11 protein-coding genes are annotated in these 19,561 nt (G+C 73.3%); 7 read left to right on the top strand and 4 right to left on the bottom strand.

The features are described 5' to 3' along the window. The first annotated feature begins 469 nt into the window (after positions 1-469). From M9914_02625 to M9914_02610, 4 genes are read left to right on the top strand one after another with little or no spacing between them, the layout of a single operon-like run. A complete protein-coding gene (locus M9914_02625) occupies positions 470-1,762 on the top strand; it encodes a hypothetical protein (protein MCO5173059.1) in 1,293 nt (430 codons plus the stop codon). Further along, positions 1,759-6,150 (top strand): VWA domain-containing protein, encoded by a 4,392-nt coding sequence (locus M9914_02620; protein MCO5173058.1) that lies wholly within the window; start codon positions 1,759-1,761, stop codon positions 6,148-6,150. Before M9914_02625 ends, M9914_02620 begins: the two co-directional genes overlap by 4 nt. 5 nt (positions 6,151-6,155) lie before the next feature. Next, positions 6,156-7,262, top strand: a complete 1,107-nt coding sequence (locus M9914_02615; protein ID MCO5173057.1) for an AAA family ATPase — start codon at positions 6,156-6,158, stop codon at positions 7,260-7,262. 18 nt (positions 7,263-7,280) lie between these two features. Then, entirely contained in the window at positions 7,281-8,228 is a 948-nt protein-coding gene (locus tag M9914_02610) for a DUF58 domain-containing protein (GenBank protein MCO5173056.1), read from the top strand. 92 nt (positions 8,229-8,320) lie between these two features. Here M9914_02610 and M9914_02605 read toward each other — a convergent pair whose 3' ends face one another. Further along, complete coding sequence (locus tag M9914_02605) at positions 8,321-8,590, bottom strand: AbrB/MazE/SpoVT family DNA-binding domain-containing protein (protein MCO5173055.1); 270 nt, start codon at positions 8,588-8,590, stop codon at positions 8,321-8,323. A 438-nt stretch (positions 8,591-9,028) separates the two neighbouring features. On the opposite strand from M9914_02605, the gene M9914_02600 reads away from it, so the two are divergent. Continuing rightward, positions 9,029-11,635, top strand: coding sequence for a PIG-L family deacetylase (locus M9914_02600; GenBank protein MCO5173054.1), 2,607 nt, complete (start codon positions 9,029-9,031; stop codon positions 11,633-11,635). Positions 11,636-11,729: 94 nt separating this feature from the next. Here M9914_02600 and M9914_02595 read toward each other — a convergent pair whose 3' ends face one another. Continuing rightward, complete coding sequence (locus M9914_02595; GenBank protein ID MCO5173053.1) at positions 11,730-12,047, bottom strand: DUF4282 domain-containing protein; 318 nt, start codon at positions 12,045-12,047, stop codon at positions 11,730-11,732. A gap of 145 nt (positions 12,048-12,192) precedes the next feature. On the opposite strand from M9914_02595, the gene M9914_02590 reads away from it, so the two are divergent. Beyond that, positions 12,193-12,429: a hypothetical protein gene (locus tag M9914_02590; protein MCO5173052.1), complete on the top strand. Its 237-nt coding sequence runs from the start codon at positions 12,193-12,195 to the stop codon at positions 12,427-12,429. 70 nt (positions 12,430-12,499) lie between these two features. Beyond that, entirely contained in the window at positions 12,500-15,814 is a 3,315-nt protein-coding gene (locus M9914_02585) for a hypothetical protein (protein MCO5173051.1), read from the top strand. 18 nt (positions 15,815-15,832) lie between these two features. On the opposite strand, the gene M9914_02580 is transcribed toward M9914_02585, so the two are convergent. Both M9914_02580 and M9914_02575 read right to left on the bottom strand, forming a co-directional pair. Next, the gene (locus M9914_02580) at positions 15,833-17,236 is read right to left on the bottom strand and encodes an ATP-binding cassette domain-containing protein (GenBank protein MCO5173050.1); all 1,404 of its coding nucleotides are present in this window, start codon (positions 17,234-17,236) and stop codon (positions 15,833-15,835) included. Positions 17,237-17,520: 284 nt separating this feature from the next. Continuing rightward, positions 17,521-19,561: C1 family peptidase (locus M9914_02575; protein ID MCO5173049.1), on the bottom strand; the 2,041-nt coding region annotated here is incomplete at its 5' end.

Here is a 19,561-nt window from a genome sequence, read left to right as displayed (position 1 = left end):
GTTGACTTGCGATCACGAAGACTTCGTCATGAGCCATGTAACACCGCCTTCCGTCGCCACTGATCGCTCTGGCGCCGCGCTTGACATGGCGTCGGGCTCGCAAGAGCGCACTTCGGGCTACGGGGCGAGTATGTGCCGGGCGGGGGTGGCTGTCAAGTGTCCTCGCGCCGGCCTCGTCGGGGAGCCGACGACGTCGCGGGCGGGCGGCCGAGGTCGGCTGACCGAGCCCGGCGGCAGCGGCCGTGAACCCTAGCGTGGCCGGCGACCGCGGCTGCGGGTTCGACCATGACCGTCCAGTCGGTGTATCGCCCTCGATCACACCTTGTGCAAACGGGTTTGCAAAGCCCTTAGGATAAGCCGTGCTTCGCTCCGTCCCGACTCTCCGGACGTCCCGCGCCCACGGCGTCGGCCTCGACGCCATGAGCAACGCCACGAGCGCGGCGGCCACGCCCCAGCCGGTCCTGACCTGATGCGCCGCACGCTAGAGCGGGCGCGAGCGCGCCTGTTCCTCACGGCGTTAGTCCGCTGCTCCGGTTGGGCCCTCGCGGGCGCGGCGCTGGTCGGGGCGGGTCTGGTCGCGGCTACCAGGCTCGGCGTCTTGCCGCTCCCCGCCGACGGGTGGTGGCTTGGCCTGCCGACGGTGGCCGCGGCGGTCGGTGCCGCCCTCCTCGTCGCCGTCGGCGTCGCCGCGGCGGCGCTGCGCCTCACGCTCGGCCTGGCCGGCGCGGCGCGCGCCGTTGAACGCCACTTCGGCCTCTCCGAGCGGCTCAGCACGAGCTTGGAACTAGGCGAGCGGCGCGACGCCGTCGCCGAGGCACTGCGCGCGGACGCTGACGCCCATGCGAGCGCCCTGACGTTGCGCGGCTTCGCCCCTCCACGGCTCTCCAGGCGGCAAGGGGCGGCGCTGCTCGCCGGGTCGGCGCTGCTCGCGATTGCCCTCCTCGCCCCCCTGCCTTCGGGGGCCCCGGGGGTCGATGCGGTGATCGGCGGCGAGCCGGCCGCTGGCGTCGCCGCTGATCACGGCGCCGACCTGGCGCGCGTCAGGATCGACGACCTGCTCATGACCGTGGCGGGGGAGGCCGGCGCGAGCGCTCGGGAAGCGCGGTCAGACGAGAGCGCCGGCCCCCGAGACGGCGGAACGGCAGGAAACACGGGGGTGACAGGCGCGGAGCGCCAGACGGGCGTCGCGAGCCTACCTGCGACGGCGGCCCCGGCGAACGCCGTCGAGCGTCAGCGCGACGACGTGAGCGACGCGTTGCGGGCCGTGGCCGAGGCGGCAGGACGCCAACAGGCCCCACCCGTCGGCACCGAGCCGGCGGCGCCGTCGCTCCGCAACGACGGGAGCACGAACCCCACCTACGGCGCCGCCTCCACCCGCGATCAGGAGCTGCGGGATTACGCGCGCCGCCGCGAGTCTGCCGCAGCCCCGGGAGGTGGCGGTGGTGAGCCGGTCGCCCTCGCGGACGCTGCCGTCGCCGGCGACGCCACTGCCGGCTACGAGGGCGGTGGGGGAGAGGGGTTGCCCGGCGCGCCCCAACGCACGAGCGAGCTGGACATCCCCGACGTGACCGACCCCTCCGGGAGGCGCGTGCGCGTGGAGCGGCTACCCGACGCGCCCGACCTGGCCGGCCTCGACCGGACCGCCGCGTGGGTCGAGTTCGTCGCCGCTGACGAGCCGCGCGTGTCGCGCCCCCCGTCCTACCCCGACGACCTCGACCTCCTGCGCCGCTACCGCTCGCTCGCGGGGGCCGTGGGCCAGTGACCTTCCTCGCCCCGGCCTGGTTCGCGCTCCTGCTGCTCGCCGGGCCGATCGTGCTCCTACACATGCGGCGCAAGAAGCGCGTGATCGTGTCGAGCCTGCTCCTGTGGGAGGGCGTGGCCGCCACGCCGCGGCCCAGCCACGCCTTGCGACCACCGCCGCTCACCGCCGCGCTCGTCTTACAGCTCGTAGCGCTCGTGCTGGCGACCGCCGCGCTGACCAGGCCGGCGCTCGGGGTCGCCGGCGCGGACCACCTCGTCGTGCTGCTCGACGCCGGCGCCACGCAGGACCAGGCGCGCTTCGCCGCCTCGCTCGAACAGGTGCGGCGCCTGGTCGTGGCGACCGGAGCTAGCGAGCGTGCGGTCTGGTCGCTGGTCCTCGTCACCGGGCGCCCGACGCCGCTGGCGGTGCGGTGGCCGGCCTCGCGCACGTCGTTGGCGGACCTCGGCCCCGGCCTCGTCAGCGGCGGCGGCACCGCCGACTGGCGCGAGGCCGCGCTGCTGGCCCGGCGCATCGTGACGGGCGAGGGGCTCACGCTTACGAGCGCCGGGGCTGGGGCCTCGGGCGAGGTGGCCAACGAGATGGCTGTCGGTGTCGGGCCTGGTGTCGGGTCCGGCGTCGGGTCCGGCGCCGTGCGCGTCGTCCTGGTCGGCCCGACGGTCGCGGGCGCGGCCGAGGCGCTGGCGGTCCTGCCCGACGCGGAGGTTCTGCCGGTTCCGGGCGGTCCGTCGGCGGCGCTCGCCTCGGCCTCGCTCACGCCCGGCGCCGCGCCCGGCCAGTGGCGCGTCGCGGGCGAGGTCGTCGGGCGGGCCGACGGGTCCGGCGCGGTCGATGCCGGGGCGGTCGACGTAGGCGCGGCCGACGCCGGCGGGGCCGCCGCTGCGACCGCGCTTGAGCTGGCGTGGTCGGCGGGCCAGGGCGCCCTCGGGCGGGTCGGCACGGTGGCCGTGGCGCTGGAGCCGGGAACCGCGGGCGAGCTCCGCGGCGCGTTCGACCTCCTCCTCGACCTCCCCACCGACCTCGGCCTCGGCCCCGAAGCCACGGTGGGGACCTTACAACTCTCGGTGGGCGCGAGCGTGGCCGCGTTCGTGGCTCACGCTCGGCCGGTGGCCGTGCGGGTCCTCTACCTCGGGCCGGGCAACGCCGCGCTCTCGAGGGCGCTGCGCGCCCTGGCATACGTCGAGCTCGAGGAGCTGCCTGTCACGGCGGGCCTGCCGCGAGACGCTGCGGAGTTCGACCTCGTGGTCCTCGACCGCGTCGTCGTGCCGGCGGTGCCGCGGACCAGCACGTGGTGGCTCGCGTCCGCGCGCACGGAGTCGGAGCCGGCGCCGGAGCGTGTGAGCGGTCCGGCGCCGGGCGACGTGATAGCTGGACCGTGGGTCGAGGAGCCGTTCGTGGCGGCGACCGACTGGCGCGCCACGTCGTTCGGCGCGGTGTGGGGCTCGCAGGCCCTGCCGGGCGCCACTGTGCTCGTGGCCGGCTCTCACGGACCCCTGCTCCAGCTGCGGCGGGGCGAGAGCGGGCTGGAGCTTCGCACCGCGTTCGACCTGAGCGCGAGCGACTGGCCGGAGGCCGACGGCTTCCCCCTCTTCGTGCGCGGTCTGCTGGAGCTCGTCGAGCCTAACGCCGGGCGCCTGGTGGAGCGGCCGTGCCTCGTCGGCTCGGCGTGCGCCCTGCCGGCCGGGACGCTCGCCGTGACCGATCCGCGAGGTCACGGCGTGCCGCTCGGCACGACCCTCTACGGTTCCGAGCGCCTGGCGAGCGCCGACTTCGTGCCCGCCATGGCCGGCAGCTACCGGCTCATGGACGCGCGCGGCGCCGCGCGGCCCCTCGCCGTCGCCGCGCTCGCCGATCGCCTACCGGCCTTGGCCGGTGCGGACGGGAGCGCGGCGCCTGGTCGGGCCCCTCCATCCCAGGTCCCGCTGCGCCGGATCCTGGTGGCCGCGCTGTTCGTCGTCCTTGTGGCGGAGGCGGTCGTCTGGTGGCGGTCGTCGGCACGGGCCGGCGACCGTGAGGGGCTGGCGGCGCGCCGGCTGGCGCGGCTCGGTGCCCTCGCCCCCCGTCTCCTGGTGCTCGCCCTCGTGGCGCTCGCCATGACAGACGCGCGCCTCCCCCTGCCCACCCGCGGCGGCCTGCTCGTGGTCACGGGACCGCGGCAGGCGCTGGAGCCCTCAGCGGAGCTGGCGTTGGAGCCCCCGGCCGAACCGACGAGGTCCGACCTCGAGCAGGACCTCGACATGGCGTCCGCGGCGGCCCCGCCCGGCATGCCCGCGCGCCTCCTGATTGCCGGCGACGGGCTCGAGACCCGCGGCGATCTCACCCGCGCCGCCGCGCGCATAGAGGCGCGCGGCCTCACGCTCGACGCGCGGGTGGACGTCGGTCGCGACGGCCCCGCAGGCGCCGCTGATGGCGCTACTGACGGTGCCGCGGGGGCCTCTGCCGCCCCCGACGCCGTGCTCCGCCGCGTCGTCGCGCCCGCGGCCGTCATGCTCGGCGACCGCTTCGAGCTGCAGGCCGTGGTCCACGTGAGCAGCGCGGCGGCGGCGGGCGTGACGACCTACCGTGGAGGCGAGGCGCTCGACGAGCGCGAGGTCGTGCTGGGAGCGGGCGACAACCTGGTGGCGGTCGAGGTCGTGGCGCTCGAGCCCGGCGACGAGCGCTACGCGGTCGTCGTGGCGCTGCCGGGCGACGGCGAGGGTCGCAACGACGTGGGCGTCGCGAACGTGAGCGTGGCTCGCGCCCCGCGGGTACTCCTCGTCGGCGAGGACGACGCCTGGCTGCGCGTCTTCGCGGCCGCCCTCGAGGCGCAGGGGGTGGAGGTCGTGTCGAGCGCCCCGGGGGAGCTGCCGGCGAGCCCCGGCGCTCTGGCGGCTTTCAGCGCCGCGGCGCTCATGAACGTGCCCGCGATCGCCCTCACGAGCGGGCAGCAGCTCGCCCTCGAGGCGGCGGTGTTCGACCTCGGCTTGCCCCTCCTGATGCTCGGCGGCGAGAGCGCGTTCGGCCCGGGCGGCTACTACGAGACGCCCCTCGAGCGCCTCTCGCCCACGTCCAGCCTCGTGCCGCGCGAGGCGCCCGAGCTGGCCATCGCGTTCGTCCTCGACCGCTCCAACAGCATGCGTCAGTACGCGGGCGACGCCGTGCGGCTCGACATCGCCAAGGTGGCCACCTTGAGCGCGCACGAGCTGCTGCCGGAAGGGGCGAGGAGCACCCTGATCGCGTTCGACTCCACCGCGCGCACGCTCGTGCCGCTCGGTCCGGCGGCGGCGGGCGAGGCGTTCCGCGCCGCCGTGCTCGAGCTCGACCCGCGGGGCGGCACGAACCTGTACCCGGCTCTGGCGGCGGCCTACGAGCAGCTGTCCGGCGCGGGCGCCGCCGCCGCGCACGTGATCGTCATGAGCGATGGCCTGTCGCAGCCGGGTGACTTCCCCGGCATCCTCGCGCTCCTGCGGGAAGCGAACGTGACCGTGTCTACCATCGCCATCGGGCCCGAGGCGGACGCGGAGCAGCTCCGCGAGGTCGCCCGCCTGGGGGGCGGCACGTTCCACTCCAGCGCGGACTTCTCGGCGCTGCCGGGCATCATGGCCCACGAGGTCCTCCTGCAGTCGGGCGAGCTCACCGACGAGCGCGACTCCACCCCGACCTGGCAAGGCCAGCGCCCGCGCTTCCTGCGCGCCTGGCCGGACGCGCTCCCGGCGGTCGGCGGGTACGTGCCGACGAGCGTCAAGCCGGAGGCCAGGCTGCACCTCTCCATCACGGACGAGCAGGGAGAGGTCCAGCCCCTCCTCGCTAGCTGGCACTACGGCGCCGGCGAGGTGGTCGCCTTCACGGCCCACGCCGCCGGACCGTGGACGCGGGAGTGGCTGAGCGACCCGGCCTACCCCACGCTGTGGGCGCACCTGGTCAGGCAGCTCGCCAGGACCCCGAGCGCCGCCGCCGTGCGCCTCGTGCGCGACGGCGACCTCCTGCGCGTGGTGTCGGCGGCGGCGGATGCGGTCGTCGAGCTGCCGGGCGGCCGGTCCGCCGACCTGAGCGCGCGGCCGGCGGCAGGCGGCTACGCCTCCGAGCTCTTACTGGACGAGACGGGCACGTACCGCGTGACGGCCGGCGGCGCCACGCTTACGCTCGAGGTGCCTTACCTGGCCGTCCTCGACGCCGGTCGCGCTGCCCCGGAGCGGCTCGTGGCCGCGGCGACCGCGACGGGTGGCCACGCGCTCGCGGACCTGGCGGACGCCCTGGCGCCCGTCGGCTGGTACTGGCCGCGCTCGCCCGTGTGGCCGCTGGCGCTCGGCGCCGCCCTCCTCGCGCTCCTCCTCGAACTCACGTGGCGCTACGCCCCCGACCTGCTGCGCGTCGCCAAACCGCGCGCTCCGGTCGCGCCCCGGAAGGACTGATGCCCATGCCAGAAGCCGAAGCGACGACCCCGACACGATCCGGCGGCGAGCCAGACGGCCCGGCCGCGACCACCGCGGGCCGGACCACCGCCCCGTCCACCGGCGCCCCACTTGCCGGTACCGCCCCCACCGACGCCGCCGCGCTGGAGCGCGCGCTAAGCGGCCTGCAGCGCCTGCGCCGGGAGATCGGCCGCGTCGTCCTCGGGCAGGACGAGGTCGTCGACCAGCTCCTGATCGGCCTCGTCTCCGGCGGGCACGTGCTGCTGGAAAGCGCGCCAGGGCTCGGCAAGACGCTCCTCGTGCGCACGGTGTCCGTTGCCGCCGGGCTGCAGTTCGCGCGCGTGCAGTTCACGCCCGACCTCATGCCGGCGGACGTGACGGGCACGATGATCCTCGTGCGCGACGAGCGAGGAGGCGGGCGGCTGGAGTTCCAGCATGGGCCGATATTCACGCAGCTCCTCCTGGCCGACGAGATCAACCGCGCCACGCCCAAGACGCAGTCGGCGCTCCTCGAGGCGATGCAGGAGAACACGGTCACGGCCGCCGGCCGCACCTGGCCGCTACCGCGCCCGTTCTTCGTGCTGGCGACGCAGAACCCGATCGAGCTCGAGGGGACCTACATCCTGCCGGAGGCGCAGCTCGACCGCTTCCTCCTCAAGATCGTCCTGCCGCTGCCGAGCGAGGACGTCCTGGACGCCATCCTCGAGCAGACGACCGGCGCCGGCCTGCCCACCCCCGAGCAGGTGGCGACGCCCGACACGATCCTCGACCTGCAACGCCTCGTTCGCGAGGTGCCCGTCGCCGCTCACGTGAGGCGCGGCGTCGCGCGGTTCCTGCTCGCCACGCACCCCGAGCGCGAGGCGTCGAGCCCCGACGTGCGGCGGTACGTGCGCTTCGGCGTGAGCCCGAGGGGCGGGCAGTCGCTCCTGCTCGCTGCCAAGGCGAACGCCCTGTTGCGCGGGCGTTACAACGTGGCGTTCGACGACCTGCGCGCCGTGTTGGCGCCCACGTTGCGGCACCGCTTCCAGCTCAACTTCGAGGGGGAGGCCGATCCGGGCGTGGACGCCGAGCGGCTGCTCCGGCAGGTCTTCGAGGCCAGCGCGGGCGCGTGAGTGGGCGGGCGTGAGCGCGTGAGCGGAGGCGAGCGACCGGAGCCGCGCGCGGACGTGCGGCTGAGCGTGGTGGACGTCGCGCCCCCGCCGAGCCTCCTGCAGCGCCTGGCGCGCCGCCGCCTGAACGTGCCGCGCGCCGGCACGTTCGGCGGGGTGGGCGAGCACCGCTCGAGCACGCTCGGGCCCGGCCTCGAGTTCGCCGAGTACCGCGCCTACCAACCGGGCGACGACCTCAGGCGCGTCGACCCGCATCTGGAGGCCCGGTCCGGCGAGCTGTTCGTGCGGGAGGGTGACCTCTTGGAGCAGCTGGCCGTGACGGTGGTGGTCGACATGAGTGCGTCCATGGGGGGCGGCGTGCCGGAGAAGTCCGTCCTAGCGCGGCGCGTGGCCGGGGCGCTCGCGTACGTGGCGCTCGCCGGCAGCGACCGCGTGCGGCTCGTAGCCTTCACCGGCCGCGGCCTGCGCTGGGGTCCGCGGGGCGGCGGGGTGCGCGCGGCCGGACAGCTCTTCGAGTGGCTCGAGGGGCTGCGGGCGGAGGGCGCGGTGGAGTTCGACCACGCCGCCAAGGCGCTCGCGGCGCGCCTGCCGCGCCCAGGAGTGTGCCTGGTCGTCAGCGACTGGCTCTTCGCGGCCCCCGAGGCTGGGTTGGGTGTGCTTCGGGGCGCCCGGCAGGCGGTCGTCGGTGTGCAGGTCTGCTCGCCCGAGGAGCTGGACCCGGGCGTGCTCGCGACGGGCGGGCTCGGTGGCGGCACGCTCACCCTCGAGGACGTGGAGACGGGGGCGGAGGTGAACGTGGCGCTCACGCCCGCCGCGCTGGCCGTCTACGCGCGGAACCTGCGGCGGTGGCAGGAGGGGCTGGAGGCCGCCTTCGTGCGCCACGGCGGGATGTGGCTGCGCGCGCGCTCCGACGCCGACCTGGAGGCGCTTCTCCTCAAGGAGTGGGCGGGGTACGGCCTCGTTCGCTAGCGGCGTGGCCGACTGGGAACGCGCGGTCGTGGTGCTCGTGACGCTCGATCAGCGCCGCCAGGATGACGCTCGTGTCGAGCGCGATCGGCTTGTTACTGCCCGCGCTCATCACGCAGCCGAGCCCGGACGGTCTCTACTTCCGAGGCGAGGAGGACGGGTTCGTCCTCACCTGGCGCACCTGCGCTGCGCGCTACGCCGATGCCGTCCTTCATCACCAGGCTCACGGCGGTCGGCGCCGGCTCGATCTCGATTCGACCGTCCCTCAGGCGCGCCTGCAACGGCATGCCGGGGCGCAACCCGGCCGCGTCGCGCAGCGTCTTCGGGATGACGAGCCGGCCGGCGGCGTCGATGGTAACAGTCATGGCGCCAGTCCGCCATGAGCGCGGATGGCTGATCGATCCTAGCGCTGCGAACGGCGTTGTTCGACCTACGACCGGGCCGCTCACCCCCCGCCCCAGGCCGGACGGCCGGCCTGTGTACCACTTGACCATGACGGCGTGTTGACATCCCCGCACACCCTGCGTACCCTTTCAGAGGGAGATTTAGAAACCCCATTGCGAAAGCTGTTTCATAGTGCGAGTTCCAGCCGCCGGCGAAGCCTAGCCCGACCGCCGTCGACCATCACCAGGGCCGCGGAGGTGACGGTTCGCAAGAGCGAAGGACAGGCCGCACGCCACGACTCCAGCCCGGAACCGAACACGGTTCGACGAAGCCGACGCGAGCCCGCGGAGACTTCGGCAGCGACTGGCCGGGGGCACGACCCTTGGACCCACGTTGAACACCCACGGAGGCACAACCTGATGCAAGCGAAGCCCAACAACCTTCTGCGCGCGGTGGTCGTCTCGCTCATGGCGCTCCTCGTCGCGTTCGCGTCGGCCCAGAGCCGCACGGACGCCCGCGTCCTCGAGCAAGAGGCTCAGATCGGCATCCTCGACCTCTACGAGGCCCTCACGCCCCTCAAGTCGGTCGCCAGCTTCATGACCGTCGGCGCCCACCCCGACGACGAGCGCTCCAGCCAGATCGCGCTCCTCTCCAAGGGCCTCGGCGTGCGTAGCATCACCGTCACCGCCAACCGCGGCGAGGGTGGCCAGAACTCCATCGGCACCGAGTACCGCCAGGCCCTCGGCGTGCTGCGCAGCCGCGAGATGGAACAGGCCAGCGCGGCGTTCAACGTCGAGCTGTTCTTCCTCAGCGAGAGCTTCGCCGACCCCATCTTCGACTTCCGCTTCTCCAAGTCCGCCGTCGAGACCCTCGAGATCTGGGGCGAGGACGTCATGATGGAGAAGCTCGTGCGCGCCATCCGCCAGAGCCGCCCTGACGTCATCTTCACGAACTTCCAGAACGTCTTCGGCCAGCACGGCAACCACCGCGCCATGGCCTACGCGGCCGAGCAGGCGTTCGCCCTCGCCGCCGACCCGAACGCCTACCCCGAGCACTTCGAGCTGGGCCTCGAGCCGTGGCAGGCCGCCAAGTTCTACCTGCCGAGCGGCCGCGGCTCCGGCCAGGCCGACTTCGAGCTGGAGACGACCCTCTCCATCCCGACCGGCGGGTACGACCAGGTCTACGGCGCCACGTACGAGCAGCTCGGCCAGCAGTCGCGTGCCTACCACCGCAGCCAGGACATGGGCAGCTGGGCCGACGAGCGCGCCTCTAACTCCAACCTCCACCTCGTCCAGTCGTTCGTGACGGACGCGGAGACCGACACCTCGCTCTTCGCCGGCATCCCGTACACCGTGGCCGACCTGGCCGCCAAGGTCGACGACGCCGGCCTCGCCGGCCTCCTGACCGACGCGCAGGCCGCCATCGACCGCGCCATCGCCGCGTTCCCCGACTTCGGCGCCGTGCAGGGTGAGCTGACCGTCGCCCTCGCGACCGTGCGGGCCGCTCGCGCCGCCCTCGCTGCGAGCGACGTGGACGCCGCCACGGCCTCCGACATCGACTTCCGCCTCGCCCAGAAGGAGCTCGAGCTCCAGGTCGCGAGCCGCCGCGCCCTCTCCCTCGTCACGCGCGTCGTGGCCGCCAACCCGGAGCTCACCCGCGGCGGCACGACCGAAGTGACCGTCAGCGCCTACCTCGGCGGCGCTGTCAACGCCGACAACGTCACGTTCGCCGTCGTCGCCCCGGAAGGCTGGACCGTCGAGCCCAAGGAGGCCGTCGAGCCGGCCAACCTGACCAACGGCGAGACCGCCAAGCAGACCTTCGTCGTCACCGTCCCGGCGGACGCCCCGTACTACAACCCCTACCGCCGCAACGTGAACCCGTTCCGCGCCTCGGGCGACGTCTACGGCGTCGTCTCCTACGAGGTCGACGGCGTGCCCGTCTCGGTCACGGTGGACGCGCGCGCGATCATCGGCGTGCTGCCCGACATCTCCCTCCGCGTCACCCCCGAGAACCTCGTCTACAACTTCCTCAGCCCCTCCGAGCTCGTCATGAACGTGGCCGCCACGAACTACGTGAACGGCCCCGCCCAGACGGTCCTCACTGTCGACGCCCCGGCAGGCTGGACCGTCGAGCCCGCCTCCGTTGCCTTGAGCTTCGACCGCAAGGGCGACGCCCGTGGCGCCAGCTTCACCCTGATCCCGGGCGAGGGCGTCGTGGAAGGCGCCTACGACTTCGCCGTCCGCGCGGAAGGCGACGCCTCCAGCACTGACTACACCCGCGTCATCAGCTACGAGCACACCGGCAAGACGTACCTCGTGAGCTCCGCCTCCGCCAACGTCCAGGCCCTCGAGGTCGCCTTCGATCCGAACCTGCGCATCGGCTACGTCGACGGTGGCTCCGACCGCGTGTACGAAGGCCTCCGCCAGATCGGCATGAACGTCGATCTCCTCACCGAGGACGACCTCACCACCGGCGACCTCAGCAAGTACGACTCCATCGCGGTCGGCATCTACGCGTACCGCGCCCGCCCCGACCTGTTCGCCGCTAACCAGCGCCTCCTGCAGTGGGTCGAGGACGGCGGCAACCTGCTCGTCCAGTACCACCGCCCCGCCGACGCCTGGGACCCGGAGTCCGTGCCGCCGTACGAGATCGAGCTCGGCCGCGTGTCGCTCCTCTCGCGCGTCACGGCCGCCGACGGCGAGGTCGAGTTCCTCGAGCCCGAGAACCCGATCATGACCACCCCGAACGTCCTCACCCAGGCCGACTTCGACAACTGGGTGAAGGAGCGCGGCCTGTACTTCGCGCAGGAGTGGGACGAGCACTTCACCCCGCTCTTCAGCGTCACCGACAGGCAGTGGCCGGACACGTGGGACGAGCTGCCCTTCCTCGGCTCCATGCTCACGACCGACTACGGCAAGGGCCGCTACACCTACACGAGCCTCGTCCTCCACACGGAGATCGAGAACAACGTGCCGGGCGCCTACCGCATCTACGCCAACCTGCTCACCCCGCCCGCGCAGGAGTGAGGCAGATCTGACGCCCTAGCGGGCGCAAGAAGAAGCCGCCGGCCCTCGAGAGGGGGCCGGCGGCTTCTTCGTTACGACGGGGTGGAACCGGCTGTCAGTCGCCGCTGCCGTTCGACCGGCGCGCGTTGTCGGCGATGACCCGGGTGTTCTCCGCGATGCGAAACAGCGCTATGACGACCTCGAGGCCCATGCGCGCGAACACCACGTAAAGGATGAAGCCGACCACCGCGAGGAGCAGGCCCAGGAGGACGCCGGCGCCCCCGAACGTCGTGGAGGCCGTCGTGAAGACGCCGATGGCCGCGATGCCGGCCATGACGATGCTGAGCACGAAGATGATCCGGATGATGCTCGGCGTCACGTACTGCGTGAACGACATGTCGAAGAGCTTGGAGAAGAACGACTGACTATCCATGCTTGAGGCCTCCGATGTAGTTATTCGCCGCAGCATAAAGGCCGGGCCGGCATTAGCGCAGTGCGATTGCCGTCTTGGCCGTAATACACCCCGACGCCCTCCCGTATAACCGGCGCATAACCGAGCGCGGGCGAACATCCTTGGCATGTCATCGAAGACGCGCGCGTCCTTGGAGCCGGCGGTCTCGTACCGGATCTGCCCTGTCTGCGCCCGCGCCACCCCGAGTTCGGCCGGTGAGAACTACTGCCCCAACGACGGCGCGGAACTGCTGCGGGCGTGCCCGAGCTGCGGAGCCCCCATCGGCTCGCCGTTCGGCGAGTACTGCTCCGCTTGCGGGGGCCGGCTCTTCGCCCACGAGGGGCGCGAACCGCAGCGGCACTGACGCCCGGTGGGCGGCGGCCTATCATGTGAGGGGCCCGGGGGTCGTACGCAGAGCCCCGAAGGACGACCCTTTGCCGGATCACCGCTCGAACCACCACGCCGCCAGCCCCGCCGACGACCGCTTGGAGCAGCTCCTGGCGCGCCTGCGGCCGCTCGTCTCCCGCCGGAAGGGCGCGGCCGTGGCCTTGGCCGGGCCGCCCGGCATCGGCAAGACCACGTTGGCTGCCCAAGCCCTTGGCAGCGTCGGCTGCCGCTACCTCAGCCTCCCGGCCAACGTCGGCCTCGCGCGGTTGGTGCGGGAGCTGCCTCGCCCGGACGCCCTGCCGGCGTGGGCCCGGCTCGGCCTGGAGCGCGCCGCGGGCGGCGAGGCGGTCGAGCAGGCGGCCCTCGTCGGTGCCGTCTCGGCCGCGCTGCAGCGCAGCGCCCCCTTCGTCTTGCACGTCGACGACCTGCACGAGGCGCCGCCGGAGCTCGCCGCCATGCTCCACGTGCTGGCCGGCGCTTGCAGGCGCAGCCCGGGCGTCGGCCTGCTGGTGGCCAGCAGGCAGTTCCACGGCGAGCCGTTCGACGAGCTGTGGCTCGAGCCGCTCGGGGAGGACGCCGCGTCCGCGCTCCTTGGAGCCACGCTCGGTGGCCCGGTCCCGACCGCCGCCGCGGAGTGGGTGTACGCGCGCGCCGGCGGCAACCCCCTCTTCACCCTCGAGTACCAGCGGCAGCTGGCGCGCGGCGGCTTCCTCTGGAGCGACGGGCGGCGGTGGAACTGGCGCGAGCCGCCGGCGGGCGTGCGGCCGGCGCGCGTCGAGGCCGTCATCGAGCATGTGGTGGCGCACGCCAAGGGCGACTCGCCCGCGGCTGCCGCGGCCGTCGAGGCGCGGGCGCTGCTGCCGGTCGGCGAGCCGGACATGCGCCTCTGGGGCGAGGTCGCCGGCCTGACGGACGCCGAGCTGACGGTGCAGTCCGCCCGCCTGCATCGGCTGGGGCTCCTGAGGCGCGGCGACTTCTCGCATGGGCTCGTGCGCGAGCTCACGGTGGCGACCCTGCCTGCCGGCCGCCGCAAGGACATGGCGGCGCGGGCCGTGGCCAGCCTCGGTTCCGACCCCGTCGCCGCGGCGCACTTCGTCGAGGCAGCTGACCTGCCGGCCGGTCAGGCGCTCGACCTGCTGCTGGCCGCCGCGGCCGTAGCTCCGTACAAGGCTGACAGGGCGAGGCTCCTGGCGCGCGCGGCGCAGTACGCGCAGGGCGAGGTGCGGGCCCGGCTGGCGTACGAGGCGGCCACGCTGCTGATCGACTTCGACCTGCCGGCCGCCTTCTCGCTCCTGGAGCAAGCGGCGAGTGGTCCCGGCGCCGAGCCGCGCATGGTGCGGGCGCACGCCCACGCGCTGGCGCGCCAGGGGAGGCTGGACGCCGTGCGCGACCTGGCTGCCGGGCTGGCGGCGGCCGGCACGCCGGCGCGGGACGTCGCGGACCTGCTCGTCACGAGCTTCAACGCCGCCGGCGACCACCGGTCCGCGCTAGAGGTCTGGAGGACCAACCCGCGTCTGAACGAGAGCCCCGGCTTCGAGCTGCTGCGCGCGGCGGCGGCCTCGGCGTTGGCCACCGGCGACATGGGTCTCGCCGAGGAGCTGCTGGCGCGCGGCGCCAGTGGCGACCTGAGCGACGAGCTGCGCTGCGAGTTCATCTCGCTGCGGGCCCTCGTGGCCTACCATCGGGGCGACTTCGAGGCGAGCGAGGCGATCGTCGGCGAGGCGGTCGGACTGCTGAGGGGCATGGACCGACCGCGGCTCCTCAGCACCGCCCTGCTCAACCGCGCCGCGTTCCTCAAGCAGCTCTCCCGCTTCCAGGAGATGAACGCCAGCCTGGAGGAGTGCCTGCGGCTGAGGAGCGAGACCCTCGATGGCCGCTCGTACGCGTTCGCACAGGCGGCGCTCGCGGAGCTGCGCATCGACCAGGCCCGCTTCGCCGAGGCCGAGGACCTGCTGGAGGAGGCGCTCGAGACGCAGGAGCTGTACGGCCCGTCGCGCTTCCTCGTCAACACGCTCTCCATGACGTCGGTGCTGCACCTGGCGCGGGGTGAGCCGCTCCTGGCCTGGCACTACGCCGAGCGGTCCCTACAGCTCGCCCGCGAGACGAGCGGCCCGCGCGTCGTGCGCGAGATCCTCTTCGACGCGGCCGCGGCCAGCGCCCGTATGGGCGACGGCGCCAAGGCCTTGGCGCTGGCCGAGGAGATGACGGCCCTCGGTCCGGAGACGGGCGCCTCGCTCATCGACGAGTGCCGTGCCCGCTGGGCCAAGGGGCTGGCCCTCGCGGCCGCCGGCGACGCCGCGGCCGCGGCCACCGAGCTGCGCGCCGCCCTCGTGGTCGCGCGCGGTGGCGGCCTGGCGCTGGAAGCCAACAAGGTCGCCGTCGACCTCGCCGCCGCCGAAGGCGATGCGGCCGCCGCCGCCGCCGCGCTGGCATGGTTCGACGGTAACGGACTCGGCGTCGGCCGGGTGCTCGTCGGGCGCGCGTTCCCCGGCCTCCTCGGTAGCGGCTCGACCGCGGACGAACCGGCGCCGATGGGGTCGGCGACCGCCGGGCAGGGAGTCACGGGGCACGGCTTCCACGCGCAGAGCGCGGGCGGGGTGACCGGTCCGGGAGCGGCGGAGGGCGCCGAGTTGCGGTTGGAGGTGCTGGGCGACATGCGGCTTGGGCCGATCGGCGGCGCCGAGGCCGTGAAGGGCGAACAGCGCCGCCTGCTGCTCGCCTGCCTGCTGCAAGCGCGCATGGACGGCAGGTCCGAGGTGACCGACCTCGACCTCATAGAGGCCCTCTACCCGAGCATCCCGGAGCCGGACGCCGTGCGTGCCCTCAAGCAGCTCGTGCACCAGGTGCGGCGCAAGTACGGCACGCGGGTCGTGACCCGCACTCCCGGGGGCTACGCCCTCGGCGCGGGCGTGGGCTCGGATGCCGAACGGTTCCTGGAGGTGGCCGAAGACACCGGGAGCCGAGGCGCCGAGGGAGGCGTGGCCGCGGGGCGCGCGGTGGCCGCCGACGCCGGTGCGACAGAGGCGCTGGCGGCATGGCGCGGGCCGTTCCTGAAGGACGTGCCGGAGGCGCGCGAGGACGGCGTGGCCGCGCGCCTCACCGAGGTCGCCGCCCGCGTGGCCGGGCGTGCGGTCGGGTTCCGGCCCACCGACGCCGCGCGCGTGGCCCAGTACTTGCAGGACGTAGCCCCCTTCGAGCCGCGCCTCGCCGCCCTGGAGGTGGAGGCGCGCGAGCGGGCGGGCGACCCGTCCGGCGCCGCCGCCGCGCTGGCGCGGGCGCAGCGACGGCTGGCGGAGGTCGGCGAGCGGCTGGACGCCCGCGAGTTGGAGCGGCTCAGAGCGGGGCTGGGGGCTGGGTCGTAGGCGGCTCGGTCCGAGCGCCTAACCGTCCGCCGCCTCCACCCGCCACGCTCCCCCCTCGCCGTCGAGCCGCAAGGCGCGCTCCGCCACCGCCCCCACCAGGCGCCGGTCGTGCGACGCCAGGAGCACGGCGCCGGGGTACGCGACTAGCAGGCGCTCCAGCGCCTCGACCATGCGCACGTCCAGGTGGTTGGTGGGCTCGTCGAGCACGAGCAGCGGCGAACGGGTCACGCTCAGGCGCGCGAGGGCGAGGCGCGTGCGTTGCCCACCCGAGAGGGTGGCGACCGGCGCGGACGGGTCGGTAGGCAGTCCCATGCGCGCGAGCAGGTAGTGGAGGTCCTGGCGCCGGAGCGCGCCCTGCGCGTCGCGTAGCGCCTCCTCCACGGTGAGGAAGGCGTCGAGCTCCGTGCCGTGCTGGCCCAGGACGAAGGGCGTCACCCCGACGGAGACGGTGCCCGTCGTGGGGGCCAGCTCCCCCGTCACCGTCGCGAGCAGGCTGCTCTTGCCGCTCCCGTTCGGGCCGACGAGCGCCAGCTTCTCGCCGCGGCGCAGCACGAGGTCGAGTCCCCCGACCAGCGGCTTGCCCCCGCGCTCCATGCCGAAGCCGGCGAACCTGACCACGTCCGTCGGCCCGAGCGGGGTCTCCGGCAGCGGGATCTCCGGCAGGCCGTCGTCCTCGAAGGGCTTCCTCACGGGCTCCAGCTTCTCGGCGCGCTCCTGCAGCGCCTTGGCGCGCCGCGCGAGCGTTCGCGACACGTTCTCGGCCTTCGCCTTCGCGAGGATGAGCGCCTGGTTGCCCGCGCGCTTCGCGTCGAACTTGTCGGCGCTCCTGCCCTTGGAGGCGAGCTTGGCGGCTTCCTGCTCCAGGCGCCGCTTCGTGCGCGCCTGGGCGTCGTGCTGCCTTAGCTGCGCGGCGCGCGCGGTGGCCTTCGTGGCCAGCGCCTCCGTGTACGCGCCGGGCCAGACGGTGAGCTCGCCCCTCTCGAGCTCGGCCACGGCGCTCACCGTGGCGTCCAGGAACGCGCGGTCGTGCGAGACGATCAGCATGGTGGCCGGGCTGGAACGCACCCAGCGCTCCAACCAGGCGAGCCCGGCGGCGTCGAGGTGGTTGGTAGGCTCGTCGAGCAAGTAGACGTCGGCATCGGCGAGGAGCCGCTCGGCGAGCTGCGCCTTCCTGGCCTGACCACCGGAGCGGTCGGTCGGCGCCGTCGCGGCCTGCTCGAGGTAGGCCACGCGGCCCTCGACCACGACGCTGCCGGCGTCCGGCCGCTCGAGCCCGGCGGCTATCCTCAGTAGCGTCGACTTGCCGCCGCCGTTGGGGCCGATGAGCGCGACCTTGTCGCCGCGCCCGACCTTGAGGGAGACGTCTTCCAAGACGGCGATGCCGCCGTAGCCCTTGGCCACGGCGCGTAAAGCGATACTCACACTGACCTCCTGTCAGGAGTCGAAGAACTCGATCAGCTGGTCCTCGTCGTCAGTGCGAGTCGCGCATCTACCTGGTCTGGCCTTCCGCTAGGCGTGGGGGGCCGCGCGGGCGGAGTCCGCGCGCGGCTCGTGGAGCTTAGCAGAACGGGCCGGTGGACCGCGTCGTGTAGCGCGGTCCACCGGCTCATCGCGTGGCGGTCGGGCTGCTCACCCTCGAGAGCGTGTCGCTCGCCTCGGGCGTTCCCGGGTGCGGCGCTCCCGGGCGCCGCGCCCGGGCCGGCGCCTCAGTTGATACGCGTGGTGTAGTAGGTGCAGCTGCCCGACCACACCGTCAGGGACTTGTCGCGGGCCGGGTCGGGAGTGTGGACCGTCACCGTGATCCGGCACGGCTCGGTGCCTTCGAGGGCGTTGCCTGGCGAGTAGGGCACGAACGTGCTGTCCGGGGAGGCGGAGATGTAGTTGAGGAGGTGCTCCGAGCCGCTGTAGGTGACGTAGACGCGCCAGTCGTACGTGAGCGTCTCGTTGTCCGGGTTCTCCACCTCCACGTAGGCGGAGTAGCGCTTGTGCGTGCCGGTCTCGCCGACGAAGTTGCAGCCGTCTTCGCGGAAGTCGATCGTGCTCCCGGAGCTCACGCTGTTGTTGAGGCAGAGGGTGACCTGACCGACCGGTGTGAACCGGCGCGCGTGCACGCCGTAGGCCGTGACCCGCGGGTACGGGTTGACCGGCGTCGGTTGCACGTTCAACGTCAGGGACCTCGTCGTGCCGAGCCCTTCGGCGTCGCGCGTCGTGGCCGTCACGGTCCTGGTGCCGGTCGTCCCGAACGTGACGGACACCTGGCAGCCCGTCGTCGTGCTCAGCACGTCCGGTGAGGTGACGCTCCAGGTCGTGCGGGCGCATAGGGCGGCGGTGCCGGCGTCGTTGACGTCCGACACGGTCGCCGATATCGCGTAGGCCTCGGCGACGTACGCGGTGCCTGCTCCCGAGATGGCGAGCGAAGGCGCCGAGTTGACGACGTTCGCGACGAACGTCTTCTCGCTGACGTTGCCCGCGTAGCTGGCGCGCACCGTGATCGTGCGCTGACCCGTGCTCGTGAAGGTGCGCACGAGCGACGCGGGGAAGGTGAACGGCGCAGTGTTCCACGCGCCGTCGAAGAGCAGGCCGTCCACGCTGGAGCGCACCGTCAGGTTCACGGAGCTCGCGACGGAGTGCGTCACGCCGAAGAAGCCGGCCAGGTCCGTTCCGACGCGCAGGTCGACCGTGGGATGGGCGTTCCTGATGGTGACTGCAGGCGCCTCGGTGCTGCCTGGGTTCGCCTGCTCCTTCGTCCACGCGGCGCTGCGCTTGGAGTCGAAGTCCAGCGTGTAGAGGGCGTTGAAGCGGCTGCTGACGTAGTCGGCCGGCACGTAGTAGTAGCCGCCGTCGCCCGCCCCGCAGCCCCATGAGTTCTTGACGACGAAGTAGCCGCCCCCGCCGATGGCGTACGTGTAGGACGGCGTCGAGAGGTCGGCGTTGCTGAAGAACGCCACAATCTGCACGGCGTGGCCGCCGTAGGAGCCGTCGACGAGGTCGCCCTTGTCGTCGATGTACTTCTTGTCGTAGTCGGACACGACCCCGGCGGGTGCCGACATGAACCCCTCGTAGACGGGGAAGCTCGCCATGAGCACGTGCCCCTGCGCTAGGAGGTTGCGGTAGTTGTTGAGGTTGAACGTCTGCCCGGACGACCATACCTGCACGGCCTTGCCGGCCGACACGCCCGAACCGCTGAACGTCATGGTCTTGTAGCCGCAGTAGGTGAAGATCAGGACCGTGGTGCAGTAGGCGGGGCTCTCGTGCGCCGTCTCGGAGCACCAGCCGCCGCCCGTGGTGCCGTACGGGTCGCACGTGCCTCGGTAGTACTCCGCCTTCCCGTCCCTCGAGTCGGCCCGGTTCGGCGCCGTGTTGTACGTCCAGACGCTCTCCGACGGCATTACCTGGCCGTGCTGCGTGGCGAGGTTGATGGCGTTGAGCGAGCTGTAGCCGTCCGAATAGTCGCTCTCGGCCCAGTCGTTCTTGACCTTGTTGACGAGGAACTGCTCGGAGAGGTTGACGGGGTTGGCGTTCTGGACGCGCTCGCGGCTCTCGATGGCGCCGATCGCCGTGAACGCCCAACAGGTCCCGCGGTTCGCCTGGTCGCGCACGGGCGAGACGAACTGCTTGAGCGGGAACCAGAGCCGCGCCACGAAGCCCGTGGGGGCCGAGCAGGAGGTGCCGCTGTCGGTGCCGTTGCCGGCGCTGAAGGGCGCGAGTTCGCCGCCGCCGGGCGCGAGGGCGTCAGGGTCGATGCTC

Source organism: Trueperaceae bacterium (genome assembly GCA_023954415.1).
GTDB lineage: Bacteria > Deinococcota > Deinococci > Deinococcales > Trueperaceae > JAAYYF01.
Note: the sequence above shows the minus strand (reverse complement) of the source record. Positions and strands in the feature narration are given on the sequence as shown.

Excerpts from the sequence above, each read along its gene's own strand:
- M9914_02625 (MCO5173059.1), top strand. The coding sequence starts at position 470 with ATGCGCCGCACGCTAGAGCGGGCGCGAGCGCGCCTGTTCCTCACGGCG.
- M9914_02615 (MCO5173057.1), top strand. The coding sequence starts at position 6,156 with ATGCCAGAAGCCGAAGCGACGACCCCGACACGATCCGGCGGCGAGCCA.
- M9914_02605 (MCO5173055.1), bottom strand. The coding sequence starts at position 8,590 with ATGACTGTTACCATCGACGCCGCCGGCCGGCTCGTCATCCCGAAGACG.
- M9914_02600 (MCO5173054.1), top strand. The coding sequence starts at position 9,029 with ATGCAAGCGAAGCCCAACAACCTTCTGCGCGCGGTGGTCGTCTCGCTC.
- M9914_02595 (MCO5173053.1), bottom strand. The coding sequence starts at position 12,047 with ATGGATAGTCAGTCGTTCTTCTCCAAGCTCTTCGACATGTCGTTCACG.
- M9914_02590 (MCO5173052.1), top strand. The coding sequence starts at position 12,193 with ATGTCATCGAAGACGCGCGCGTCCTTGGAGCCGGCGGTCTCGTACCGG.